Annotated in this window: 16 protein-coding genes, 5 tRNA genes and 3 pseudogenes; 8 read left to right on the forward strand and 16 right to left on the reverse strand. The window is 44.7% G+C overall.

Going from position 1 to position 25,505, the window contains the following annotated elements:
- Window positions 1-11: 11 nt before the first annotated feature.
- Window positions 12-698, forward strand: a complete 687-nt coding sequence (locus FTU95_RS00915) for a BON domain-containing protein (RefSeq protein WP_005096366.1) — start codon at window positions 12-14, stop codon at window positions 696-698.
- On the forward strand, window positions 688-1,575 hold the full coding sequence (locus FTU95_RS00920; protein ID WP_180077245.1) for an alpha/beta hydrolase: 888 nt from the start codon (window positions 688-690) through the stop codon (window positions 1,573-1,575). Before FTU95_RS00915 ends, FTU95_RS00920 begins: the two co-directional genes overlap by 11 nt.
- A 103-nt stretch (window positions 1,576-1,678) precedes the next feature.
- Here the strand turns inward: FTU95_RS00920 and nudC are convergent, their stop codons facing one another.
- The 4 genes and pseudogenes from nudC to rnhA all read right to left on the reverse strand — a co-directional run.
- The gene (gene nudC, locus FTU95_RS00925) at window positions 1,679-2,455 is read right to left on the reverse strand and encodes an NAD(+) diphosphatase (protein WP_100328782.1); all 777 of its coding nucleotides are present in this window, start codon (window positions 2,453-2,455) and stop codon (window positions 1,679-1,681) included.
- Complete coding sequence (locus tag FTU95_RS00930) at window positions 2,455-4,098, reverse strand: chemotaxis protein (protein WP_180077247.1); 1,644 nt, start codon at window positions 4,096-4,098, stop codon at window positions 2,455-2,457. The genes nudC and FTU95_RS00930 overlap by 1 nt, the downstream gene beginning before the upstream one ends.
- 126 nt (window positions 4,099-4,224) lie before the next feature.
- Window positions 4,225-4,965 (reverse strand): annotated as a pseudogene (gene dnaQ / locus FTU95_RS15125) (DNA polymerase III subunit epsilon); the annotation flags it as partial.
- Window positions 4,966-5,079: 114 nt separating this feature from the next.
- Window positions 5,080-5,607: pseudogene (gene rnhA, locus FTU95_RS15130) on the reverse strand (ribonuclease HI); the annotation flags it as partial.
- Window positions 5,608-5,815: 208 nt separating this feature from the next.
- On the opposite strand from rnhA, the gene FTU95_RS00940 reads away from it, so the two are divergent.
- From FTU95_RS00940 to FTU95_RS00960, 5 genes are all read left to right on the forward strand, one after another.
- Window positions 5,816-9,049, forward strand: a complete 3,234-nt coding sequence (locus tag FTU95_RS00940; RefSeq protein WP_180077251.1) for a LysM peptidoglycan-binding domain-containing protein — start codon at window positions 5,816-5,818, stop codon at window positions 9,047-9,049.
- A gap of 40 nt (window positions 9,050-9,089) precedes the next feature.
- Window positions 9,090-10,892, forward strand: a complete 1,803-nt coding sequence (locus FTU95_RS00945) for an extracellular solute-binding protein (RefSeq protein WP_180077253.1) — start codon at window positions 9,090-9,092, stop codon at window positions 10,890-10,892.
- 24 nt (window positions 10,893-10,916) lie between these two features.
- Window positions 10,917-11,963 (forward strand): ABC transporter permease subunit, encoded by a 1,047-nt coding sequence (locus tag FTU95_RS00950; protein ID WP_180077255.1) that lies wholly within the window; start codon window positions 10,917-10,919, stop codon window positions 11,961-11,963.
- Complete coding sequence (locus FTU95_RS00955) at window positions 11,963-12,973, forward strand: ABC transporter permease (RefSeq protein WP_180077257.1); 1,011 nt, start codon at window positions 11,963-11,965, stop codon at window positions 12,971-12,973. Before FTU95_RS00950 ends, FTU95_RS00955 begins: the two co-directional genes overlap by 1 nt.
- Before the next feature lie 129 nt (window positions 12,974-13,102).
- Window positions 13,103-14,347 (forward strand): NADH:flavin oxidoreductase/NADH oxidase family protein, encoded by a 1,245-nt coding sequence (locus tag FTU95_RS00960; protein WP_180077259.1) that lies wholly within the window; start codon window positions 13,103-13,105, stop codon window positions 14,345-14,347.
- 63 nt (window positions 14,348-14,410) lie between these two features.
- On the opposite strand, the pseudogene FTU95_RS00965 reads toward FTU95_RS00960, so the two are convergent.
- The 12 genes and pseudogenes from FTU95_RS00965 to pyrC form a co-directional block, all read right to left on the reverse strand.
- Window positions 14,411-15,833, reverse strand: a pseudogene (locus FTU95_RS00965) (iron-containing redox enzyme family protein).
- 293 nt (window positions 15,834-16,126) lie between these two features.
- A tRNA-Glu gene (locus tag FTU95_RS00970) sits at window positions 16,127-16,202 on the reverse strand.
- A gap of 46 nt (window positions 16,203-16,248) precedes the next feature.
- Window positions 16,249-16,324, reverse strand: a tRNA-Glu gene (locus FTU95_RS00975).
- Window positions 16,325-16,348: 24 nt separating this feature from the next.
- A tRNA-Glu gene (locus FTU95_RS00980) sits at window positions 16,349-16,424 on the reverse strand.
- A gap of 131 nt (window positions 16,425-16,555) precedes the next feature.
- Window positions 16,556-17,461 (reverse strand): alpha/beta fold hydrolase, encoded by a 906-nt coding sequence (locus FTU95_RS00985; RefSeq protein WP_180077261.1) that lies wholly within the window; start codon window positions 17,459-17,461, stop codon window positions 16,556-16,558.
- Between the two features lie 81 nt (window positions 17,462-17,542).
- Window positions 17,543-18,955: an amino acid permease gene (locus FTU95_RS00990; protein ID WP_005096383.1), complete on the reverse strand. Its 1,413-nt coding sequence runs from the start codon at window positions 18,953-18,955 to the stop codon at window positions 17,543-17,545.
- 112 nt (window positions 18,956-19,067) lie between these two features.
- Window positions 19,068-19,143: transfer RNA gene (locus FTU95_RS00995), tRNA-Glu, on the reverse strand.
- A 209-nt stretch (window positions 19,144-19,352) separates the two neighbouring features.
- Window positions 19,353-19,502, reverse strand: a complete 150-nt coding sequence (locus tag FTU95_RS01000; RefSeq protein WP_167381251.1) for a hypothetical protein — start codon at window positions 19,500-19,502, stop codon at window positions 19,353-19,355.
- 80 nt (window positions 19,503-19,582) lie between these two features.
- A complete protein-coding gene (locus tag FTU95_RS01005; RefSeq protein WP_180077263.1) occupies window positions 19,583-22,111 on the reverse strand; it encodes a TonB-dependent siderophore receptor in 2,529 nt (842 codons plus the stop codon).
- Window positions 22,112-22,274: 163 nt separating this feature from the next.
- Window positions 22,275-22,350: transfer RNA gene (locus FTU95_RS01010), tRNA-Glu, on the reverse strand.
- 20 nt (window positions 22,351-22,370) lie between these two features.
- The gene (rnt, locus tag FTU95_RS01015; RefSeq protein ID WP_180077265.1) at window positions 22,371-23,030 is read right to left on the reverse strand and encodes a ribonuclease T; all 660 of its coding nucleotides are present in this window, start codon (window positions 23,028-23,030) and stop codon (window positions 22,371-22,373) included.
- A complete protein-coding gene (gene pyrC, locus FTU95_RS01020; RefSeq protein ID WP_180077267.1) occupies window positions 23,015-24,049 on the reverse strand; it encodes a dihydroorotase in 1,035 nt (344 codons plus the stop codon). Before pyrC ends, rnt begins: the two co-directional genes overlap by 16 nt.
- A 151-nt stretch (window positions 24,050-24,200) precedes the next feature.
- Between pyrC and FTU95_RS01025 the strand changes: the two genes are divergently transcribed.
- Window positions 24,201-25,481 carry a diguanylate cyclase gene (locus FTU95_RS01025; RefSeq protein ID WP_180077269.1) on the forward strand — a complete coding sequence of 427 codons (1,281 nt, stop codon included), beginning with the start codon at window positions 24,201-24,203 and terminating at the stop codon, window positions 25,479-25,481.
- The last annotated feature ends 24 nt before the right edge of the window (window positions 25,482-25,505 follow it).

Here is a 25,505-nt window from a genome sequence, read left to right on the forward strand (position 1 = left end):
AGTCTTGCTGAGTGGTTAAGCGTATTGCAATAACAATGCTGTGTGTCGCAAGTTTATCAGGTTGTGCCAGTTTTATTTCTAGCGGCACAGGTACGGCTCCTGTAGGAACTGAGAGTGGGGCGCGTACCTTGGGGCAGGTGTTTATTGATTCCTCGATTGTCCGTACTGCAAAAATTAATCTTTATAAACTAGATTCGCGCTTCAAACAGGCTCGGGTCAATATTGAAAGTTTTCATGGCAATGTCTTGCTGACCGGTCAGGTGCCCGATGCACATCTCAAGCAGCTGGCAGAAGACAATGTCAAATCCATGAGCGATGTCAAAGCGGTACATAATTTTATTACTGTAGGCAACCAGATCAGCTATAGCACCATCATGCAGGATACTGCGGTCACAGCTAATACCCGTGGCCTGATCATGAAAGCCACTGTGGTTGCGGACAGTAAAGTACATGTGCATACTGAAGATGGCGTGCTGTATGTGATGGGACGTTTGAACAGCGCAGAAATTGCTGACCTGAATCAGGTATTGCAGCAAGTGGGCAATGTCACCAAAATTGTGACCCTGATTGACAATGTTGAACAGTCTTCAAATCTGAGCAGTCAGAACTTTGCAGCACCTGCTTATGCACAGCCCGGTATTGAACAGACGCCGGTTGCGATAGATCCTGATACGGTTGAACCAACCGATGCTCCATAAGGTCGGTCATTTTAAAAACCAATTGTCGAGTCAGATTCTGGAAGTCCAGCAACGCTATAAAGCATTTAGACTCTATGATTTTGGCAGTTATGCGTTGAATCGTTTAACGCCTAAACAGGGTTACACGATCGAAACTCAGCTGGCTTATGGTCTAAAATCACGGCAACGCTTTGATCTGTTCCGTAGCCAGCAGCCTTTGCCCCATCGCCCCCTGATTGTTTTTGTACATGGCGGCGCGTGGTTGCATGGGGATAAAAAGGATTATCAGTTCATTGGTGAGGCCTTTGCCAAAGAAGGCTATGATGTGGTGGTGATGAATTATCATCTGGCACCACAACATATTTTCCCAGCCTATATTCATGATCTGCATTTATTATTGAACCACTTGCAGCAGTCTGCCGGCCGGTTAGATATCTGTGCTGAAAACCTGGTTTTGATGGGACATTCGGCTGGGGCATTCAATGTCATGTCTGCACTGTATCATCCGCAATCTGCCAGCATTGACCACAGTCTAATCCGTGCGATTATTGGTCTGGCGGGGCCTTATCATTTTGATTATAAAAATGATCCGATTTGTGCTGATGCTTTTGATCAGACGGTGCCATATCAGCAGGTCATGCCTTATTATTTTGTTAAAAATAGCCCAACCCGACATTATCTGTTTATTGCCGAAAAGGACAACATCGTTGGCCATTTTAATAGTCAGGATCTAGATCGGGTATTGCGAGAAAAGGGCAATCATAGCCATTTGATTCATATTCCGAAACTTGGCCATATTACGATCGTGGGTTCGCTCTCCAGTTTGTTCAGTCGCTATTTCCAGACCAAAGCGCAGGTGCTTTGGGCACTCGAGGATGCATTTAGATCTCGAGACTGATAGCGGGATTTAACCCAGTAGTAAGGCATAAAAAATAATCCAAGAGATTATCTCCCTTGGATTCTTTTTTTATTGGTTCAGCCAAACTTGAGCTCAATAAGAGCTAGAGCCAGGTCTTGGTATCGTCTGCGACTGCCGTACCTTGAGTCACATGCATAATCATGGCATGGGCAATACTGCCCTTGAACGGAATTTCGGGCAGCTGATCGAATTTAAAGAATTGCGCATCGCTAATTTCTTCTTGCTGTAATTCGATTTCACCCGCGGCATATTCAGCCTTGAAGGCAATCATCAGATTGCTTGGAAACGGCCAGGGCTGGCTGGCCAGATACTGGATATTCTTGAGTTCTAAACCGACTTCTTCCAGCGTTTCACGACGTACTGCCTCTTCCAGCGTTTCGCCTACCTCAACAAAACCGGCAATCAGGCCATACATCTGGCTTTTGGTGTTGCGCGCGTTTTTGGCCAGCAAAATTTCGTCTTCGTTTTTGGTAATGACGGTAATGACACAAGGCTGAACCCGTGGATACTGACGATAGTTGCAGGATGGGCAGAGCATCGCATGTTCAAGCGGATGTGCTTCGGTGGCTGTACCGCAATGACTACAAAATTTGTGATTCCGGCGCCATTCTAAAAGCTGTACCGCACGGCTGGCCTGTTCGAATTGCTGGGTATTCCAGAACTGTAATAACTGGCGGATGGGTACCAGTTGCAAGCCTGCAGGAATCGGCTCATCGGGAAGCAGGTCACGGGCAATCACTTGATCACCCGTGTGGAGTAACAAATCACTTGCGAGGGCTTCAACCTGTGGAAGCTGAAAATGTTGATCGACCAGCAGTTGCTGCTGCTGAAAAATATAAGCAAGTGATAATTTGGACATTAGGCAACTATTTTGAGTTTTTCACTACTGTCCAATGCTACCTTAAACATAGCCTGTAAAACAGGCTGTTTGTCCTTTAAGTTATCAATCATCATGTCGGCACTCGCCAGAGTATCCAGAGCACGATGAATCTCTTCCGGCGTTAATGCCATTGATAGATCAATACGGTTCTTGATGAATGCTGCAGTGGTGGTGAATGCAGTACGAACATGTTCTGCATTCAGGAACAGCATCGCCCCGCCAATTTCACAGAATTGTACTGGCACAGGTTCGAGTGCAGCCAAGTCCTGATCTTGCAGATAGTTGCTCAGAATCTGGCTGGAAAGCTCGATCAGGGCCTTGGTTTCAGTGAGTAAAGCCGCATGTGCTTCATCCAGGCGGTCCAGAGAAATATTCATGTTGTTGACGCGCAGCTGCAAACGGCTCGAGGTGTGATGACGTTCCAGTACCCCAATCGAGTTCATGGCAGACAGGATCACATTCATCAACTGCTGGGCAAAACCCGGATCTTTCAGGATTTCAGTCTGGCTCAGTGAAGTAGCTTGACGGTTCAGGTCATGATAGGCTTCATTCAGGTTCAATACTTTGAAGATGTTGGCCAGATTATTGAGCTGTGCCTGCAATTCCTGAGTTTTTTCAGGACTCATGTTCTGATAGTTAAACTCGATGTCATTACGAATCTGCGCCATTTCTGTGGTCACCAGTTCGCTAATGGTATGCATGGTTTCAAAGTCTGGACCATACAGGTGGCGACTAAAGACCTGTAACTGCATATCGGTCAGCAGGTCTTCACCAATATTGAGCTGACTGCGGATATGTTGTGCAGTATCATCTTCCTGGCTAATACACAGACTCAGGACATTGGCCAGGTCTGCAAGTGAAGCCTTGAAGCTGTCCGGCGAGCCAAAATATTGTGCCATGTTGCGCTCGATACTCACCAGAGTGCGCAGACGTGGCTCATTAATCAGCAAGTGATCAATATTGCTGAATGCAACGAAAACCAGATTCCAGTACTGTTTGCTGGTGTGCGATTGAGCGAGCCCAGCCAGATAAGCCCCCACCAGTTTAATCGCCTGCAGATCCAGTTCACTTTCTTCCTGCTTAAGCAGCTTGTTCAGGGACAGCTTGTACAGGCGCTGAACATATTTGGATTTTTCCAGACCGGGTGCTTGTGGTAACTGAAAGTCAGGCGTGATCAGATCGAGCAGGGATTCAATATGCTGACCTTCACTGGTGAGCGGTTTACCCAGCGCAATTTCCAGACGGTTCAGGGTGTCGAGCAGGAACTGTGGAATTTTTACTTCACGCAGGCAGATAAATTCGATATAGCGTTTCAGCATGGTGGTGCCTTCACTCAGGGCAATGACGTCCTGCGTATTGACCTGTGCCGGGTTCCCCATAATCTTGCGCATCAGTTCTGCTGAATAATGAGCGACTTTTGCCAGGCTGGACATGTCGATGAGTGCCAGAACCTGGGCGCATTGTTCGAACTGATTTAATGCATCATCAATGCCAAAAGGTAAAGTCTGATCTTCTACCAAGGTGCTTACTGCTGATTCGACTAACTTGATCGAGTTATCAACCTCATTTTTTATTATCAGTAAGGCTGTTGGATCAAAATGTATAGAGGTTTGGTAAGACATGGATCTGCACCTTTCCTGAAGTATTATCTATATATGAGCTCCGCTTAAAGCTGCGGAACCTCTTTGTATTTACTATAACTGAAGAACTGTAGTTTTTAACCTAAAGCATGCTCGGAAATGTAGATTTTATTTCGAGAAAAGGCAAGCAGTTCCATGTTTTTCTTCGAATTGTTTGATCCATTTCTCATGTTCCTGCAACTCTTGTTCTGAGGGAAGAATCACCGGCAGTTCAATTTCAACTCTGGCCATGCCTGAACGGTTGTTCTGATCGTCAGAATGAGACAAAGCATCGATATCAAAAGACACCTGTCCACCGGTCATCGCCAGATAAACATCAGACAGGATTTCCGCATCGAGCAAGGCACCGTGGAAGGTACGGTCACGCTTTGGAATCTCGTAGCGGCGCACTAAGGCATCCAGCGAGTTTTTCTGCCCCGGATGCTTGGACTTGGCCATTGCCAGGGTATCGGTTACTTCACAAACTTCGGACAGGGCTTTAAAACCTGCCCGTTTGAATTCCATATCCAGGAAGTTCATATCGAAGCTGGCGTTATGCGCGATAATTTCGGCACCGTGCAAATAGTCAAACAATACTTGAGAGATTTCCTCAAATAACGGTTTGTCTTGCAGGAACTCATCGGTAATGCCGTGGACATTGACCGAGTCGCCGACCGGTGTTTTCGGATTGATATAGATATGAATCGAGCTGCCGGTCAGTTTGCGGTTGATCATTTCCAGCGCGCCAACTTCAATAATCCGGTCACCATCCTGATAATAAAAACCGGTGGTTTCGGTATCCAGAATCAATTGTCGCGGGCCATGCAATTGTAAGGTTGCGGGGGTAATCACAATCTGGGGATGTAATTGTGAGGTATTGGCAGCAGCTGCAGCTGCATCAGCATCTTGATGCGCTGGGTCACTGTGTTCACTCTCGGCAACTTCATCCAATACGATATTTTCTTCTTCCTGCATCGCGTCCAGCTCTTCTTCACTCTCGGCCAGATCCAGACCGAAAGGATCATCTAGCAGCCAGTCGGGTTCAGATTTTTTTTTATCTTCGGAAATTGAAGCGGTCTGTTTAGATTTTTTCAGGGTTTCATCGGCACCCTGATTGGCCAGCTGATCGGCCATTTCATTGCCCGGATGTCCAGAATGACCCTTGACCCAGTGCCATTCAATCTCGCGTCCCTGACAGACGGCATCCAGCTTTTGCCACAGGTCCGGATTTTTGACGTCTTTCCAGTTTTTCTTTTTCCAGCCGTGAATCCATTCGGTAATGCCTTGTTTGACATAGTTGGAATCGGTATAGATCACCAGCTTGTCCTGTTTGTCACAAAACAGAATGCCTTCGATGGCGGCGGTCAGTTCCATACGGTTATTGGTGGTATGGTCTTCGCCCCCGCAGATCTTGTGTTCTTGCTGTCCATGAATAATATATGCACCCCAACCGCCTAAACCCGGGTTGCCGCGACAAGCGCCATCAACATAAAGTGTGATAGTGTGTGACATAAATTGAAATCCGATCGAAATAGAACAAGCTGGAAGGCTTATTGTATAGCGCAAATGCAGTCGATCAATCTATATGTCCCGGATTTTTTAATTTCTTGTAACATTTAACGTGAAATCACGGTAAATTATTGCCTTGTGTCTTCGACCTGCTTCACTACAATGGCATATCTAAAAAATAAATTTATATACGAGTTGTTTGGATTTTTTTATGTATAAACCAACCGCAATCTTGTGGCAGCCGACATTACCTACATTTCTAAAATTTTCTGTACTGGGAACTGCACTTGCTTCCTTGGGACTGACGGGCTGTTCATCTACACAAAGTGCGACCCAAACAGCGAAAAGCAAGCAAGTTGGATCACAATATCTGGATGCCAGCAGTCTGGATGGACTGGAAGATTTACTCTCTGCAACCGATATGCGTGCAGTAGAAGGCGACCGTTTACTGGTTCTGAAGCATGGTGATGTCTGGAAACGCATGACTGTGGGTTTCAAGATGGATTTAAGTGTCTGGAATCCGCGGATTGATGCGCAGCGCGGCTGGTTTATTTCACGTCAGCCTTATCTGGATCGTTTAAGTGCGCGTGCCTCACGTTATTTATATTACACGGTAAAAGAAGCAGAACGCCGTGGTATGCCGACCGAGCTGGCGCTATTACCGATTATTGAAAGTTCCTATGACCCGGCAGCGACCAGTAGTGCGGCAGCGGCAGGTTTATGGCAGTTTATTCCAAGCACAGGCCGTATTTATGGTTTAAAGCAGACCCCTTTATACGACGGTCGTCGTGATGTGGTGGAATCGACTCGTGCAGCCTATGAGTTTTTAGGCAGTTTATATAACCAGTTTGGTTCTTGGGAGCTGGCGCTGGCGTCTTATAATGCTGGCCCGGGACGTATTCAGCAGGCGATTAACCGCAATAAGGCAGCAGGTCTGCCGACCGACTATTGGTCACTCAAATTGCCACAAGAAACCATGAGCTATGTGCCACGTTTCCTGGCAGTTGCACAAATTATTAAAACTCCAGGTCAGTATGGGGTGAGCCTGCCACCAATTGCCAACCGTCCGCATTTCCGTGAAGTGCCTGTAGGCGTGGCCAATTTAAATGAAATTGCAGCCATCACCGGTTTGAGCCGTGCGGAGCTGTATCAATTGAACCCGGGGCATCGTGGTGATCATATTGACCCTACCAGTCCGCGTCGTATTTTGATTCCTGCTGACCTCAGTCCTTCAGTTGATGAAAAGCTGAAAAAACTATCTGGTTCCGGCGGATTATCTGCGAGTAGTGCCAGCAATCTGCCGAAAAACACCACCCCAGTGGTGCCGACCAAAGCTGCGCCTCCCGTGTTAAATGCGAAAACGATTACACCGGCAAAACAGACTCCACCCGTTCTTGCCAGTACTCGGCCTGCAACGACTGCACCTGTGGTGACAACGGCAAATACAGTGGTACAGACCACGAAAAAGATTTCAACGCCTAGAGGCTCATCTGCCTTGGCCAGTTTTGCTGCCCAAAGTGATTTGCCGATTCCAAGTGCGCCACGTATTCCGGTCGCAGTGACACCGGCAGCGCCAGCGAAACAGATTCAGGTCGAACCACCGATTTCTGCAGCCGAGCGTCAGCAAGTTCAGCAGGTCGTCACCGCGCAGGAAAGTAACAAAACTGTGGATGAAGTTCTGCAGCCTGTTGCAACACCGGCAGAACAGGCTCAGGTAGTTGAAGAGCTGAAAGCATTGGCGCCGGCAGGCACAGAAATTGTCGATCCTTATGATGGTAAAATCAAGCTGACGGCTATTCAAACCAGCCTGTCTGTGGCTGAGCAGCAAGGCAAGGAACTTACCAAAGGCTTCTCTTATCCGAAAGAAGTTGCTGACAATACCACAGCGACTTCGGTCGAAGCCCAGTTGAACCAGGGTAAAAATTACGTCAAGACTGATTCTGAAGTGGTGGTGGTCGCGCCTAAGGGCAAGCGTAGTACCTATAAGGTTTTACCGGGGGATAATCTGGCGCTGATTGCAGCAAAAAATGGGGTGAACTGGCGTGATGTGGCGAAATGGAACCAGATCGATCCAAATTCTACGCTATATGTAGGCACCACGATTTATCTGTATGATGCCAAGCCGGTGCAGGAACAAACCAAAGCCAAAGAAAAGCCGGAATCTTATGTGGTTCAGGCCAATGATTCTCTGACCAGTGTGGCAAATCAGTTTGGTTTAAGTCTCAAACAGCTGGCTGACTTTAATGGTTTAAGTACCAACAGTGGTTTATTTGTCGGTCAGAAGCTGTCGCTGAAAGAAACGGCTGCATCTAAAGCCAAAGTAGAAGATGCTAAAAAAGCTGAAGCTGCCAAAGTTCAAACCAAATCCTATACCGTCAAGCGCGGTGAATATCTGAAACTGATTGCCGATCGTTATGGGCTGTCAAATGCTGAACTGGCGTCATTCACCTCAGGTTTAACTGCGGGTAGCAGTTTAATGGTGGGACAGAAAATCAATGTGCCACTTCAGGAAGTTGAAGCACTGACCGCATCGACCCAAAAGACTGAACAGACATTTGAAAATGTTAAAGTTGATCAGACAGCAACTGAAAATTATCAGGTCAAACGCGGTGAAACCCTGTATAGCATTGCCAGTCAAAGCAAGCTCAGTGTGTCTGAGCTGGCAGCTTTAAATGGTTTTGCAGCCAATAGTGGTTTACGTATAGGCCAGACCATCAAGATTCCAGCCGGCAGTCAGGTGCCTGAAACTTATATAGCTCAATCGGGCGATACCTTGACCGGCATTGCCGCAAAATACAATCTGTCGATGGATCAGGTGGCGAGCCTGAATGGTATTTCTCGTAATGCCGGCCTGCGCGTCGGTCAGCGTTTAAAGCTGACGGGTGAGGCAGCTGAACCCGTGCGTGAGTCTGTGGCGGAAACGGTGTCGAAACATGTGAAATCCGATTCGCATGTGGTGAAATCGGGTGAAACCTTAAGTTCTATTGCGCGTCAGTATCATCTTCAGGTCAAGTATCTGGCCGATTTAAATGGCCTGAATGCCAATGGCAACGTCCGTATTGGTCAGCGTTTAAAAATTGTGGGTGATGTTCCGACGGATAAAAAAGCAGAAGACGTGAAAGTGGCAGCTAAGCCTGTGGCTTCTAGAGCAACTGAATCTTATACCGTCAAGTCAGGCGAATCCCTGAATGCGATTGCCAGCCGTTTAGGAATTATGGTCACCGAACTGGCCGAGTTAAATAATCTCAGTCCACGTGCCGGATTGCGTGTCAGTCAAACCATCCAGATTCCAAAACTGGTGACTGATTATAAAGTCAAACGCGGCGATACCTTGATCGGTCTGGCCTCACGTTACGGCATGAACAGCAATCAACTGGCGGAAATGAATGATCTCAAACCGAATACACAATTACGTATTGGTGATGTGATTAAAGTGCCAAACTAATTCATTTATCGTGAGATTTTTTAGTTTATTTGTTTTAAGTATGGTTGTCCCGCTGGTAATGAATACCAGTTGGGCAGCCCTGATCACCACACCTTATATTGCGCTACATAGCCAACCGAAATATAGCCATCTGCAATCCTTACCTTATGCCAATCCGCAAGCCCCCAAAGGCGGTGCACTGATTTTGGCGGCCGATGGCAGCTTTGATAATTTAAATAGCATGAATGGCAAAGGCAATGTCACTGAAGGGATCAACTATATTTTTGACAGTTTGTTGTCGAAATCACTGGATGAGCCCGGGGTGTATTATCCCTTGCTGGCGGAAAAAGTCAGTTTTGACCCCAAGAAAACCGCCTTTATCATTTTCCATTTAAATCCGAAAGCGCGCTTTAGCAATGGTCAGCCCGTAACTGCGGAAGATGTCAAATATAGCTTTGAGCTTTATCAGACCCAGTCTAATTTCGGTCTGCAAATGTATCTGGCAGATATACATCAGCTGGAAGTGCTGTCAGCTTTAAAAATCAAAATACATTTTAAATCCGGGCATAATCCGGAAATGGCCATGATTGTCGCGCAGATGCCCATTTATTCTAAACGGCAATGGCAACAGCGTGATTTTAAAGACCTGACGCTGAAACCGATTCTGGGTTCAGGGCCCTATGTGATTGAACGCATAGATCCCGGCCGCAGTATTTCGTATCAGCGTAATCCTCAATACTGGGGCAAAGATCTATTGGTGAATCGCGGTCGTTATAATTTTGACCGGATCCAGTATCGTTATTATCGTAGTCCGGAAATCAAGTTCGAAGCCTTTAAATCGGGCCAATTTACTTTGCATGAGGAAAAACAGGTCAATCGCTGGATCAGGGATTATCAATTTCCTGCGGTTCGGCAAGGACAAGTCAAACGTTATCGTTTTCGGCATCAAAATCCGGTCCCGACCCAGAGTCTGGTCTTTAATACCCGGCGTCAGCCCTTTGCCGATATTCGCTTCCGTCAGGCCTTAAGTTTCGCTTACGATTTTGAATGGCTGAATAAAGCCATGTTCTATGGTGAATATCAACGCCTGAACAGCTTTTTTTCCAACAGTGATCTGGCTTCTCGTGGACGGCCGAGTGCCCAAGAGCTGCAAATTTTAAAGCCTCATTTGCAGAAGCTTCATCCGGTTCAGCGTCAGGCTGTACTTCAGGACTGGCAATATCCTCAATCCGATGCCTCAGGGTTTAACCGGCAGAATTTATTAAAAGCCCGTCAATTGCTGTTAAAAGCCGGTTATCGTTATCAACAGGGACAGTTGGTCAATGCTTCCGGTCAAGCGGTCAAGATTGAATTTTTGCTGCATCAGGTGGAACAGCAACGTGATCTGATGCCTTATTTACGTCATTTAAAACGTTTGGGGATTCAGGCGAATATTCGTATGGTCGAAACCGCGCAGTATTATGAACGGCTACGAAATTACCAGTTTGATATGATTGTCGACAGCATGCCACAGTCCCTGACACCGGGGCAGGAACAAAAACAGTTCTGGAGCAGTCAGGCTGCCAAGCAGGTCGGCAACTATAATTATGCCGGTATTCAGAATCCTGTTATTGATGCGGTGATTAAGCAAGTAATTCAGGCGCAGAACCGGGAGCAGGTGATTGACAGTACCCGAGCCTTAGACCGTTTGCTGCGGGCAGGTTATTATCATATTCCGACTTATGGTACGGGTGAATACTGGTATGCTTACTGGAACATGTATCAGCAGCCCAAGCTTAAACCTAAGCTCTCCGCGGGCATTGACTACTGGTGGGTCGATGCGGCAAAGGCTCAACGTGTGGCCAATTATTTCAAACAGCATTAAGCTCCAAGCCTATCAGGGAGTGCCATGAGCACTTATATACTCAAGCGTCTGTTGCTAATGATTCCAACCTTGCTGATCATTTTGCTGATTAACTTTATGGTGATCCAGCTGGCACCGGGTGGGCCGGTGGAACAAGCGATTTATCAGGCACAACAGGTCAATGGCTTGACACATACCGGATTACAGTATCAGGGGCAGCAAGGCCTCACCCCTGAGATGATCGAGCAGATCAATATTCAATACGGTTTTGATCAGCCTGCCCATATCCGCTTTTGGGACATGCTAAGGCGCTATGCCCAGTTTGATCTGGGCACTAGTTTTTTTAAAGACAAGGCTGTGACTGAGCTGATCTGGGAAAAACTACCGGTATCGCTGTCTTTAGGTCTGTGGAGTACCTTAATCATCTATCTGGTGTCTATCCCTTTAGGCATCGGCAAAGCCAGAAAACATGGCAGTGTTTTTGATCAGATCACCTCTTTAATGCTGGCGGTGAGCTATGCCATTCCAGCCTTTATTTTTGCGATTTTACTGATTGTATTTTTTGCCGGTGGATCTTTTCTGCAATGGTTTCCGTTACAGGGACTCAGCTCTGAAAATTTTGCCGAACTCTCATTTTTTGGGAAAATTCAGGATTATTTTTGGTATATGGCATTGCCATTGTTGGCCATGGTGCTGGGCGGATTTGCCAGTTTGACTTATCTGGTGAAATTTTCCTTTGTGGAAGAGTTGAGTAAGCAATATGTTCTGGCTGCGCGGGCCAAAGGTTTAAATGAAAACGCAGTGCTGTATCGGCATGTGTTCCGAAATGCGATGTTAGTGTTGATCGCAGGTTTGCCAGAAGTATTAATTGGGGTGTTTTTCGTCGGCAACCTGTTTATTGAGATTATATTTAATCTCGATGGTTTAGGTGTTTTGGGTTTTGAGGCGATCATCCAGCGCGACTATCCGGTGATTTTCGGTACTCTGTTTATCTTTACTTTGCTTGGTCTGATATTGCGATTATTAAGCGATTTGCTGTATCAACTGATCGACCCACGGATTCATTTCAGTTCACGTCGGGGATCCTCCTAATGTCGTCCTTGATGCAATTAGGCTGGCAACGCTTTAAGCAGCACAAGCTGGGATTTGGCTGTTTTATTATGTTTGGCCTTATTTTTATCATGTCCTTGGGCGCAGAACTGATTGCCAATGATAAGCCCTTGCTGGTGAAATATGATCATGCAGTGTATTTGCCTATCTTAAAATCTTATCCGGAAACGGCGTTTGGCGGTGTATTTGAAACCGAAGCCGAGTATAAAGATCCTGCCGTTCAACAGTTAATTGCAGAAAAAGGCTGGGCGATCTGGCCAATCATTCCATTTTCATATCAAAGCCCGAATCTGGAACTGGCTGTTCCGGTGCCTTCGCCACCAAGTACACAAAACTGGCTCGGGACAGATGATCAGGGTCGTGATGTGCTGGCGCGGATTCTGTATGGCTTGAGGGTTTCACTCTTATTTAGTTTTGCACTGACTTTATTGTCGGCGGCGATTGGAGTTTTGCTGGGGGCTGTGCAGGGCTATTATGGCGGCTGGATCGACCTGATCGGGCAACGCCTGCTTGAAGTCTGGAGCAGTTTGCCGATGCTATTTATGGTCATGGTGCTGGTCAGTCTGTTTAGTCCCAATATTTACTGCCTATTTCTGATCATGCTGTTGTTTGGCTGGACCACTCTGGTGGGCATGGTACGGGCTGAATTTCTGCGTGCACGCAATCTGGAATACGTCTGGGCGGCACGAAGTATGGGCGCAGGAGATGGGCGAATCATGTTCAGGCATATATTGCCGAATGTCATCGGTTCAAGTCTGTCACAACTTCCCTTTATGCTGACTGCCAATATTACCGCACTGACGGCTCTGGATTTTTTAGGCTATGGGCTACCACCGGAAACAGCCTCTTTAGGAGAGCTGTTGCTGCAAGCCAAAAATAATTTAAATGCGCCGTGGCTGGCTTTATCAGGTTTTTTTAGTCTGGCCATTGTGCTGAGTTTGCTGATGTATATTGGCGAAGCAGTACGTGATGCTTTTGATCCAAGACAATAAATCACGGAACTTTTTAATCATCGTAAAAATAAGCAGATGAAAATTGTGTAAATTTGACAAGTTGAATTGTCAATTATCCTGACTTGCGTTATAAACGAGTACAAAATAAAAGTAATATCAGGACAGATCATGACCCAATTGGCCGATTCCATTCAAATTCGTCATACCAATTTCAAAAACCGTATTATTAAAGGCGCTATGAGTGAGGCGCTGGCCAATGATGCCGGCCAGCCCAATCAGGCACATTTCAAGTTGTATGAAGCCTGGGCCAAAGGTGGACTGGGCTGTGCCATTACCGGCAATGTCATGGTGGACTTTCGTGCCAAGAATGAGCCGGGCGTGGTGGTGGTAGAAACCGAGCGTGATCTGGAGCAGCTTAAAGTCTGGGCGGAAGTGGGCAAGCAGCAGGGTATGGTACAACTGGTGCAGTTGTCACATCCGGGTCGTCAGTGTCCCAAAGGCTTAAATAAAGAAACAGTTGCGCCGTCGGCCGTGCCTTTTAGTTCGGCATTGGCCGTCAGCTTCGGCACACCGCGTGCGCTGACTGAAACTGAAATTCTGGAGATTATCCAGCGCTTTGCCACTTCAGCGCAAATTTGTGAAAAGGCCGGTTTTGAAGGCGTCCAGTTGCATGGGGCACATGGTTATCTGATTAGCCAGTTTCTGTCACCGCTGACCAATAAGCGTCAGGATCAATGGGGTGGCAGTATTGAAAACCGTACCCGTTTTCTGCTGGAAACCTATCAGGCTGTCCGTGCTGCAAGCTCAGAAAATTTCATTATTTCAGTCAAACTGAATTCCGCTGACTTTCAGCGCGGTGGTATGAGTGAAGAAGATGTGATCTATGTCTTTAAGGCGATGGATGCAGCCGGGATTGATATCATTGAAGTATCCGGCGGTAGTTATGAAGCGCCTGCCATGGCTGGTGTAAAAGAAGACAAACGCAAAGCTTCAACCATTGCCCGTGAAGCCTATTTCCTCGATTTTGCCGAAAAGATCCGTCAGGAAGTCAATTGCCATATCATGGTGACTGGTGGCTTTAGAACCGTCGACGGCATGAATGCTGCACTCGACAGTGGTGCATGTGATTTTGTTGGCATCGCCCGACCTTTTGCGGTAGAGCCGGATCTGGGTGATCGTTTGATTGCAGGGCAAGATGTACGTTATGCGGTTGAGAAAATTAAAACCGGTATTCCGCTGGTTGACAAAATGGCGATTATGGAAATTATCTGGTATGCCGCGCAGTTTAAGGAAATTGCCAAAGGTAAACAGCCGAATCCAAAACTGTCACCGTTAAAAGTCTTTTTGAACTACCTTAAAGGCAATGTTAAAGCCGTAATTAAAGGGCAGTTGAATTCGCGTAAATCGGCTTAAATTTATCATCTAAGTATAAAAAACCGGGCAATTAGAATGCCCGGTTTTTTATTCATCACATAGTTAAGAATAATGCATCGCCTGGGTCTGGAAAGGAAATAATAACTGTCCCAGTTGACGGGTTGCCCATAAACCCACTTCAGTATGATGCATATGCGGTGAAGTATAGGGAATCAGCAAGTCAATTTTCTGTTCCGCACCTTCACAGCGCATAAAGCGATTTTTTAACTGATTTAAACGCTGTTGATCCATACGGCTTAAAGCAGGTTCAACTTTCGCCTGAGACGGCGCTGCGCTACGTGAAGACAGCCGAGTTGCTAAAGTTGCCCCCCTGAATCCAGTCTTTAATGATCTGTTTTTCAGTCGCATTAAACACACCAAACATTTTACCTTCAGGATGATCAATCATTTTCCAGAAACGGCTCTGTTCAACAGGAGCATCTTTAATAATCCAGCCTTTCTCAATCAGCACGTTCAGGAACTTGAAAATTTGTACCGGATCTGATAACCAGTCATTGATAGTCTTGCCACTAAACTGACATTTCTGATTATGAATATATTGGCCAATCAGTGCCTTGTTCTGGAATACTTTTAAGGCCATGCGCTCAATATCCAGCTCTTTCACAATCTGGGAAGAACTTTTACCGATGTCATTGAGCAGATAGCCTTGCTTGATCAAATCAAGATAAGTCTCCGGATCTTCCGCATTCTCATAATGCTGGATAAAGGCTTGCAGGGATTTTTGTGCATGGCCATTGTGGGCATTATCAATCGTAATATGCACATTGAAATAATGGGGATCAATCCCGAGTTCAGCCAATTCGTAATTGGTAATGAGCAGATGCAGCGGCAACTGTTCATAGCCGAGATTAAAACCAATCACCAGAGGCAAGTATTTGGCCGGCGCATAAGCCAGTGCTAACTGTACCGCGGCCTGCTCATAATAACTGGCATCCAGTTGTTCGGCATAACTGTTCAGCTCATAGTGACTTAACAGGTGCTGATACATGGTGACATGATTGGCACGTGGATGTCCCAGACCCAGTTCTTCCAGATAGATATAGATCAAATCTTTCAGCTTGGGTTGATTGCAGTTATGTACGGTGGAATATAACCAAGAACCATCGACCAGTTTAACCGGTGCAACCTTGGACAGAAATTCGAAAGCATGTGAAACCGTTGGGAAATACTCCCGGGCCTGATGTTGTTTACGCCGTCCCAGATAAGCCTGAAACTTGGCACAAATTTGATGATGTTGTTCTAAAAGATGCTGTTCAACTTGTGCCGGTTGATCCAGCCATTCAAGTGTTTCTATATTCAGTTTTTTAATCAGATCACTCAAATAAGATTCAGCTTGTTCGGTTTTGGTATTCGTCGAGATTTCAGTATCTTGAAAAAAGTCGACCCAATCCTTAAAGCTTTTAAATTGATAATTATGATTATTATTTGGCGATAAAGGCAAACTTAACTCTGTGCTGACGAACATAATCTGATCCTTGCAGATATCTCTTCAGTTACCTTAACGTGCGACTTGACGTCTAGATGTTGAATTTTTGTTCTAATTTATTGGTGTATTGCTTTAAATGAAAATGAACGGATATTTATATGAATAGAAATGTTAAAAGAATGCAAATTGTAAAATATGAATTACATGGCAGCCTATGTAACGAAGAGCATATTTTAATGAGTGGTAAAAAATTATATTTAAATATTCAGAATGCAAAAAAGCCCAAGTCGCAATGCCCGGGCTTTTTTGTTGAGATGTTGCCATCTCGAATATGGCGTCCCTACGGGGATTCGAACCCCGGTTACCGCCGTGAAAGGGCGATGTCCTAGGCCTCTAGACGATAGGGACAGTACAGAAGATAAATTTTAAAACCTTTACTTTTAACTTGAAGTAATGGCGTCCCTACGGGGATTCGAACCCCGGTTACCGCCGTGAAAGGGCGATGTCCTAGGCCTCTAGACGATAGGGACTTAATAAAATGTACTTCTGAAAATTGGCGTCCCTACGGGGATTCGAACCCCGGTTACCGCCGTGAAAGGGCGATGTCCTAGGCCTCTAGACGATAGGGACGTTTCAGAGGTGGGCGTATAATAGGGTGAAAATAGGGGGGTGTCAAACGCATTTCTATAAAAATTTTTATTTTCTGGATTGAGTGCGTAAATTTAAAACAATATTGTTGAAATAATGGAAAATGATTTAAATTAAGCTGAATTTTTAAGCAATTCCAGCATGGCAGCTAACACTTGGGGATGCTGTAAATAGCCCGCAATATAATGTGGACGTTGTACAAAGGTACGAATTTCCTGATTGATAATGGCAGGCTGAAAATTAAATGAAGCTGCTGAGAGTGGAAATGCGGTGAGAAAATCATCATGTGAATAGAAATTTATCCAATCGCCTGAAATTGCAGCAGGTCTTATCATCGGTTGCGGAAGATGCGCCTGAATGACACGAAATTCCAGCTGTGATCCGAGGGTAATAAAACGCTGGATATTCAGTTCTGGATGTTGAAGCAAATAGTTATAGGCGATCACGCTACCCAGCGAATGTGCCACCAGAATCTGTGGTTTGCTGCTATGCAGTTGATGATGAATGCGCCGATGAACTTCCTGCATAAAAGTCGGATTGGCCAAATAAAGATAGGTTTCCAGCAGGAACTTATGCAAAAAACTGGCGTGTAAACTGGGGAAATAATTAATGAGTACCGCAAAATCCCGCAAGGCAATATCTTTGCTTAATGCTGTAATAAAATTCAGCTTTTGATCAAAGTTGAATGTCTTATCTGGATTTAACTGGGGCACATCACAAACTTGATATTTGCACTGATTGGTTGGTGGTACGGCTTGCCGCTGTGCCGGATGTAGAAAAGGGAAATGCGGCCATTGCTGCGGCATTAAGGTGCTGGCATTGAGTAGATTATGCAAATGATGTCGAGAGAGTAAATCACCATAAAAAGGGATACGGATATGCCGTTTTAAATAGCTAAAACGGGCTTGCTGTTGCGGGTTATTTCTGAGGCCTCTTTTGAGAAGATGCAGCCAATGTTGGCGTAATGAAGGCGCCGTATACTGTTGTTTGTTCATGCCGTGAATAAACACAATTTTCATCGACGCACCATTGAAGCTGCCCAATATACAATCAGTATAGACAAAAAAGAGCGACCGAAGTCGCTCTTTTAAAGCTGATGCTTAAGACTTGTTATGGTAGAACGTATAATAACTGGCATAGCAGGCTGCAATAAAAAGCAGACAGCCAAAGAAGCTGATGCGCATTGATGGATCAAAGACCATACTGACACAGGTAATAAAACAGAACACGAAGCCTAAAATCGGCACAATCGGAAACAATGGTGCTGCAAAGCCCAGTTCTTTGACCGTGCGACCCTGTTTATACCACTGCCGGCGGAAGTTGAACTGACTTAAACAAATACTCATCCAGACCACCACCATGGTAAACGCCGCAATGCCCAGTAGGTTGGTAAAGATGGTTTCTGGCGCAAACTGTTCAGACAGCAGGCCTGGCAATGCACCGAGCATGGTCACCATGACTGCAATATACGGTACACCGCGAGCATTGAGTCTTGAGAATACGGCAGGTAACTGTTTGCTGTAGGACAATGACCACATCATACGAGAAGCGGCAAATAAGCCCGAGTTGGCAGCAGAAAGTAACGCAGTGATAATCACAAAGCGGATGATGTCTTCAGCATAAGGAATACCGATGTGCTGGAATACTGTTACGAATGGACTGCTACTGACACCTTCAGCTGCCAAGCCAGCTTCCTGATGTGGGAGTAAGGCCGTCACCACGATAATCGTCCCCACAAAGAAAATTAATAAGCGGAAAATTGCAGTATTAATGGCTTTAGGGACATTTTTCGCAGGATCTTCAGTTTCACCCGCCGCAACACCAATCAGCTCTGTACCCGAAAAGGCAAAGTTCACGATCAGCATGGTCGCAAAAATTGGGAATAGACCTTCAGGGAACCAGCCCTGGGCCGTCAGGTTGGTAAATAGAGGCGCAGCTTCGTAGCCCTGATAGCCCAAAACACCAAAGATGGCCAGTAAGCCCAAAACAATAAAGGCAACAACAGTGACTACTTTCACCAGTGCCAACCAGAATTCGGATTCGGCAAACCATTTGGTCGAAATCATATTTAAGCTAAATACAAAGACACCAAAAATAATGGTCCATAACCACATGGAAATATCCGGGAACCATTCCTGCATCAGCAAGGCGGCTGCAGTAAATTCGGTTCCCAGAGTGACAGACCAGGTCAGCCAGTATAACCAAGTGATGGTATAGCCTGTACCCGGTCCAATATAACGTTTGGCATAAGCACCAAATGAACCAGATTCTGGCATATGAACAGCAAGTTCGCCCAGACAGAGCATAACCATGTAAGCGATAATGCCGCCCAGGAGATAAGCAATAATGGCACCTACAGGCCCCGTTTGTGCAATGACTTCACCCGACCCTAAAAATAGGCCTGTTCCGATTGCGCCACCAAGCGAAATCATGACCAGATGTCGAGTACTCATAGCGCGTTTTAAAGGCGCAGAATTGCCCTGATGCGTAGCATCATTCGGAGATGAGTGCATAGGAGTTGAAAAAAATCAGAAGAATGAAGCGAGTTATTGTAGTGAAAAACTACAAATCTGCAATGTATTAATAATAATTTTGAATAAGGCTTGATCGTATGCGATCAATAGATGGCGTCCCTACGGGGATTCGAACCCCGGTTACCGCCGTGAAAGGGCGATGTCCTAGGCCTCTAGACGATAGGGACGTTGCGAGGTGATGCGTATATTAAGGACTCAATTGGTTTTTGTCAAAAGGCTTTTATATAAAAAAGCGCTAAAAGTTCAAACATTAAACAGGAGTAATGCATTAATTTTATTGAGGGCTTAAATAAGTCGAATGATTGGGCTTATTTGCTCGTCATTTAGGCGGAAAATGAAACTCCCGCGGCTGGCAGGAGTTTAAAACAGCCAGATTTTAATGATCGGGTGTTTGGTATTCTGTCGAGTTATGCGCAGGAGCAGTCTGCTCGACAGGTGTTTCTACTTTCTCTTCACGGTTCACGATATAAAGATAAAGCAGTGAAGGAGCTAAAATCAGTAAAACCAGTAAGATCTTTTTTAACATGGCACATAGACAAAGTACGAAATTGCATTAATTATAGCCTAAGCAAATTAAAAAGAGCACCGGAGTGCTCTCTATAAAACTTAGAATTTGAAAGTGACATCGGCGATAAACTGGCGGCCGATTTCAGTCATAACTCTTGGTTTGCTTGCGATTGTTGATTTGGTGGTATACGTGTTGGTGCGGTTAGTTACATTGTTAATAGTTAAACCAAAGATTGCATGTAAATCTTTTGAAAGTTTCCAATCATAAGTTGTACGCATATCCCAGATAAATTTAGGTTTAATTTCAGAAGCAATATAAGTATCAAGAAGATTACCTTCATATTCTACTTTGTCATCTTTACTGGTCACTGTGATCATATCGTCGTAACTGTCTTTATAGCTAAAGAAGTTTGAAAGTTTTACTGGTGCGTGATCGAAAGCAATATCCCAATTTACACGGGCAGTCCATGGTTGGTTGAAGTTTTGTGCAGGACGCTCTGACCAATGCATAATTTTACCGTTATAGGACACGAGTTCATCTTGATCTGCGGTTATGAATTTGTCGGTATAATCGGTATAACTGCGGAATACATCGCTATAGTCAAAACCAAAAGCAATGAAATGCTGTGTACTAGCGAATTTCAAAGCTTCACGATTTTTTAATGTGAGTGTGTAGATGTCGGCTTCACCATGACCATCATTGCTATATTCATAAGAGAAGTTGAAACCATCTTTTGGGATATCGGTGTGGGTACGTGAAATTTCATCTTGGTATTTGCGATTCACCCACTTAAGACCTAAATCCCAAGAATGTAATTGGGTGTTGATACCCAAAACAGTTTCATCACTAAATGGTGTGTCTAGGTCAGAGCGACGCGTGGCATTTGCTGAGTTCGTTGCAGATGTGACCCAGTCCGCCTGCGGATTCTCACGTGAGAATTTATACATCAACTCACCAATACCATCGTTGAGTTCGGTGCCTAATGTTTGCTGACCATAGTAACGATTCCAGCCTGCTAAAAATTGCAGTTTGTCATTCGCAAAGGGCTTATAAGACACGGAACTACGTGGAGAAATATTGAAATTACCGCTTAAAGAGTCGTAGTCGGCACGGACACCTACTCGGGTCGATAATTGATCGTTCCATTGAATGTTGTCTTCAAGGAAAGCATTGAAGCGGTCTTGTTGAGCAGAGAATTGTCCAGCTTTATACAATGAACCTGCAGCGACATATTGTCCTGTCCAACCTTGAATCGTGGGTGTCGCATCGCATAAAGCATCATCAGCTAAACAGGTATTGTTAGCTAAATTTTTCATATTGACAGCTGAAACATTTGACATATATACATCAGAGGCACGTTTCCAATCCACTTCTGCATGAGTGTATCCTGTACCCGCTGTAATCTTATGCTGAGTCGTACCAATTTTGAATGGATCAAAGGCTGCTTTTAAGTCGTAGTTGAGCGCAGTTTGATTTTGTTCTAGCTGACCAAAAAGCGTACCTTCAGATACGGTTTTTGAGTCGGTCCAATCTTTACTGCCTTCAGCATAATGCCAAATAAAACCATAGTTGTTTTCTGAGTTTCGGACATTATCAGCACTTTGGAAGTTGAGTTTATGCGTTAATGTTACAGATCCTATGTGGTGTTCTAACTCTGAAAACATTGTTGTCGTTTCTGTGTCAAGCGTACTGGCTGAGTTGCGACGGCTTTCAGCATAATTCAAGCTGTCAAGTAAAGCATAATCAAATCCAAATTTAGCTTTCACTGTCTCGCTTGGGTTATAGAAGAAGGTTGAACCAATGTTGGTATTACTGCGTTCTTGATCGATTTTTTTCGGGTCATCAAAACCACTCATTACAGGAATAATAGATTTACGTTTTGATGCATAACTATTAAACCCCCATTGCTCTGAAAGCTTGCCATAAATATTGGCACTTAAACCTTGTTTGGTATATTCCTTTTGATAGGCTTCAGTCGGCTCTTCAAAGAGCTCTTCTTCTAATGGGCTAACAGCATTAAAGCGAGCCCAGTCACTTTCTGTGTAATCATATGTGACAGTACCATGAATTTTTCTAATTTCAGTTTGTGGTGCACAGGTCTTTGCATTGACCACGCCACCGGTAAACTGACCATATTCAGCAGAAACATTGCTGTCGAGTACTTCCAAATCACACAGTAAGTCTGTATTGACAGCCATCGCTTGAGAGCCAGTGCTAAATGTATTGTAGTTACTTGGACCATCAGCAGGGTTAATTAATAGGTTATTGGATACGCCATTCACAATAAAATTATTTTGGAAGGTTTGAGCACCATTGATAGAAATTTCAGAGGGTTTAAGTTCACCTTGTGAGCCTGCTGCTAACTGTGATTGGCTAAACTGCACATTCGGATTCACCTTTAAAAAATCAGTTATATTCTTTGAGCTATTCGGCGTTTTTGCTAAATCTTTTTTGCTATAAACCGTTTTCCCAACTTCATTTCCTTGCTGAGCTTCGACAATAATCGTGTTGAACTTAAGTGTTGCCTCATTGGGGACAGATTCTTGATAACTGGATTCTTCTGCGAAACTAGAGGTTGATAAAGCTGCCAATATAGCAAGTGAAAGTGAAGAGTAGGCAAAACGCATGAGAAGGTTAAATCTTTGAAAGATAATGAAAGCGATTATCATTAACTTGATTGCTATAATCAATAGTAATGAGAATTATTTGCATTAACTGGGCTTTAAATGTGTAAGATTTAAGCAGCTTAAGTCGCTGAAAAATAAAAATATGAAAAGGGAGGAAAATATATGGCGTCCCTACGGGGATTCGAACCCCGGTTACCGCCGTGAAAGGGCGATGTCCTAGGCCTCTAGACGATAGGGACGTTTAGAAGATGGCGGTATCTTATTGATCCGCCATCAGAGTGTCAAGCAGGTGAGGCGCGAGTTTGTTTAAAATATAGCAAAACAGTTCAGCCGTCTTCTGTGTGTCATATAACGCAGAGTGAGCTTCTTTGCCATCAAAATCGATCCCGGCCTGAATACAGGATTTCGCCAGTACGGTTTGACCAAACATCACCGCACTCAAGGTCACCGTGTCAAACACAGAAAAACTATGGAACGGGTTCTGGTTTTTGGTGCCGGTACGGGCAATTGCTGCCTGAACAAAACCTAAATCGAAATGTGCATTGTGACCCACCAAAACCGCATGGGTACAGTTTTGCTGACGGCGCACGTCATTGACCGATTTGAAAATACGCTTTAATGCGGTTTTTTCATCTTCAGCCATGGCAATCCGCATCGGATTTGACGGATCAATGCCGATGAATTCCAGTGACCTGCGATCGAGGTTGGCCCCTTCAAAAGGATTGATATGTGCATGGTAAGCTTGGCCCGGCACAAATTGGCCATCCTCATTATAAACAATCGGAATGGCCGCAATTTCCAGCAATGCATCAGTCTGTGCATTAAAACCTGCCGTCTCGACATCGACAACTACAGGTAAGAATCCACGAAAACGTTGACCAATGATTGGGAGGGTTTCATTTGTCACACTTTTCTCCATTGAATGGTTTTACCCGCATAGAGCGGAATAATCTGTTCACCATCCAAATAGTCTAAACTTTCAGGGATTACTTGATCTTCTTTAACTAGGGTAATGGTATTGGTATTACGTGGCAGGCCATAGAAGTCTGCACCAAAATGGCTGGCAAAACCTTCCAGGCGTTCAATTTTACCCACCTGATCAAATGCCTGAGCATACAGCTCAATGGCAGTCGGCGCACTATAACATCCTGCACAGCCACACGCATTTTCTTTTGCATTTTTTGAATGTGGTGCGCTGTCGGTGCCTAGGAAAAATTTAGGATTGCCACTAGTCGCCACTTCCAGCAAGGTTTGCTGATGGGTTTGACGTTTTAATATTGGCAAGCAGTAGAAATGCGGCTTGATGCCACCCACCAGCATGTCATTGCGGTTGAACAATAAATGTTGCGGCGTAATGGTTGCAGCGACATTACGGTCTTGCTCAAGCACAAAGTTTGCTGCTTCGCTGGTAGTAATGTGTTCTAACACCAGTTTCAGCTTAGGGAACTGTCTGAGCAAGGGTGCGAGGACTTCGTCCAGGAAGCGCTTTTCACGGTCAAAAATATCGACATGATTATGTGTCACTTCACCGTGCAGCAATAAAGGTACCTGATGCTCTTCAAGCTGCTCAATTACGCCATACACTTTGCTCATGTCGCTGACACCACTATCAGAATTGGTGGTTGCACCCGCAGGATAGAGCTTGATGGCATTGACATGCGCAGATTCTTTGATCTTTTTAACTTCACTTGCCGGGGTGTTGTCTGTGAAATACAGCACCATACGCGGGTCGAAATTTATCCCTTCAGGTACGTGCGCCATGATGCGTTCACGATAGGCATTGGCCTCTTCAACGGTTTTAACGGGTGGTACCAGATTCGGCATACAGATTGCGCGAGAAAACTGTCTGGCTAAATCGGGAACAGTACGTTGAAGTGCTAAACCATCACGCAGGTGAACGTGCCAATCATCTGGCTGGAGAATCGTAATCGTATTCAAGGCAAATTCAGTCGAACAAATAAAACAAATGATAATCCATCTATAGCAAAAATGGTAATGAGAAAGGGCTACAAAATAAGGGATATCTATAAATTAATTTGAAAAAGTATGTTATTTTAAAATTACTAAAAAAATTACATAAATACTTGCAATGGAATACAAGTACAGTTTAGCGAAATTACAAGATGACAAGGAAAACATAGAAGAATTAATTACACGCCAAAGTCAGCGTGTAGGCCCGGTCTTCCCTCAACATCTGGAACAGGAATTCTGGACAAAAAATCTGGAACGTGCCCGCAAACATGTCGAAAAATATGTTTGGGGTGGGGTATTGGCTTATTTTATTTTTCTGGTGGTGATGATCCCCACAGATTACTGGATTATCAGTAAAGAATATTTCGTGCATGATTTTGTGCTGTCTATGTTCGGGCTACTGAATGGCGGTATGTCATTAATTCTCTTTTATATGTTTTCCTGTTTACCCAAGATCAAGCGCTTTTTTCCGCAAGCTTCAATGCTGCTGGTATTCTGGATGCTGGTGTCGATTTCCTGTATCACGATGTTGGTTAAAACCCCAGCGTTACAACACCAGTCGATGGCAATCGTCACCATTATTTATATTCTGGGTTATATCCTGACCGGTATTAAGCCTGTACAGATGCTGGTCACCGGACTGGTCGCTGCAGCAACGACCATTATTGTATTATCAATCATGGCCATAGACTTTAATCCGCTGGTTTTTGGGCGAATTCTGATTGGGAGTTGCTTACTGGGTTATGTAATTAGTCATATGATTTTCGCGCGTGAGCGTGTGATTTTTTTATATAGTATCCGGGCCAGAATCAGTGAGCAGATCCAGCGTATTCATACCACTGAATTATTACATTTAAGCCAGTATGATGAACTGACCAAGATTTCCAATCGGAGAACCTTCGATGAAACGCTTGAAGTGTATTTTGAACGGGCCCGTCGTGAAGACACTGCCTTGGCGATTCTGTTTATCGATGTGGACTTTTTTAAAAACTATAATGATTTTTATGGGCATCAGAAAGGCGATGATGTTATTTCAACCATTGCCAGAACCATCAAGAATGCGATCCGTCATATGGACTTTGTGGCGCGTTATGGCGGGGAAGAGTTTGTTGTGTTATTGCCAGAAACAGATGCACATGGTGCTTATGCCGTAGCTTCAAATATTTTCAAGGCGATTGACCGTCTGGAAATTCCCCATGAAAAATCTTTGGTTGCGAAACATATTACCATCAGTTTAGGCATTACCGTCTATCGTGGTGAAACAGATACTGATAAAGATATATTATTGGGAATTGCAGATCAGGCGTTGTATCGTGCCAAGCAGCTTGGGCGCAATCAGATTTATTATCAATCACTTCGTTCCGTCAACTCAGATACCGCCAATGGCTCGATGCTTTAAACATCAAGAACAACTATCCATAAA

It is taken from the genome of Acinetobacter sp. YH12208, assembly GCF_013418055.1.
Lineage (GTDB): Bacteria > Pseudomonadota > Gammaproteobacteria > Pseudomonadales > Moraxellaceae > Acinetobacter > Acinetobacter pseudolwoffii.

Bases quoted from the DNA above. Each gene is read 5' to 3' on its own strand.
- FTU95_RS00990 (WP_005096383.1), bottom strand. From the start codon at position 18,955: ATGCACTCATCTCCGAATGATGCTACGCATCAGGGCAATTCTGCGCCT.
- FTU95_RS00945 (WP_180077253.1), top strand. From the start codon at position 9,090: ATGGTTGTCCCGCTGGTAATGAATACCAGTTGGGCAGCCCTGATCACC.
- FTU95_RS00985 (WP_180077261.1), bottom strand. From the start codon at position 17,461: ATGAAAATTGTGTTTATTCACGGCATGAACAAACAACAGTATACGGCG.
- FTU95_RS01025 (WP_180077269.1), top strand. From the start codon at position 24,201: ATGGAATACAAGTACAGTTTAGCGAAATTACAAGATGACAAGGAAAAC.
- nudC (WP_100328782.1), bottom strand. From the start codon at position 2,455: ATGTCCAAATTATCACTTGCTTATATTTTTCAGCAGCAGCAACTGCTG.
- FTU95_RS00930 (WP_180077247.1), bottom strand. From the start codon at position 4,098: ATGTCTTACCAAACCTCTATACATTTTGATCCAACAGCCTTACTGATA.
- FTU95_RS01005 (WP_180077263.1), bottom strand. From the start codon at position 22,111: ATGCGTTTTGCCTACTCTTCACTTTCACTTGCTATATTGGCAGCTTTA.
- FTU95_RS00920 (WP_180077245.1), top strand. From the start codon at position 688: ATGCTCCATAAGGTCGGTCATTTTAAAAACCAATTGTCGAGTCAGATT.
- FTU95_RS00940 (WP_180077251.1), top strand. From the start codon at position 5,816: ATGTATAAACCAACCGCAATCTTGTGGCAGCCGACATTACCTACATTT.
- FTU95_RS00955 (WP_180077257.1), top strand. From the start codon at position 11,963: ATGTCGTCCTTGATGCAATTAGGCTGGCAACGCTTTAAGCAGCACAAG.
- FTU95_RS01000 (WP_167381251.1), bottom strand. From the start codon at position 19,502: ATGTTAAAAAAGATCTTACTGGTTTTACTGATTTTAGCTCCTTCACTG.
- rnt (WP_180077265.1), bottom strand. From the start codon at position 23,030: ATGGAGAAAAGTGTGACAAATGAAACCCTCCCAATCATTGGTCAACGT.
- FTU95_RS00960 (WP_180077259.1), top strand. From the start codon at position 13,103: ATGACCCAATTGGCCGATTCCATTCAAATTCGTCATACCAATTTCAAA.
- FTU95_RS00950 (WP_180077255.1), top strand. From the start codon at position 10,917: ATGAGCACTTATATACTCAAGCGTCTGTTGCTAATGATTCCAACCTTG.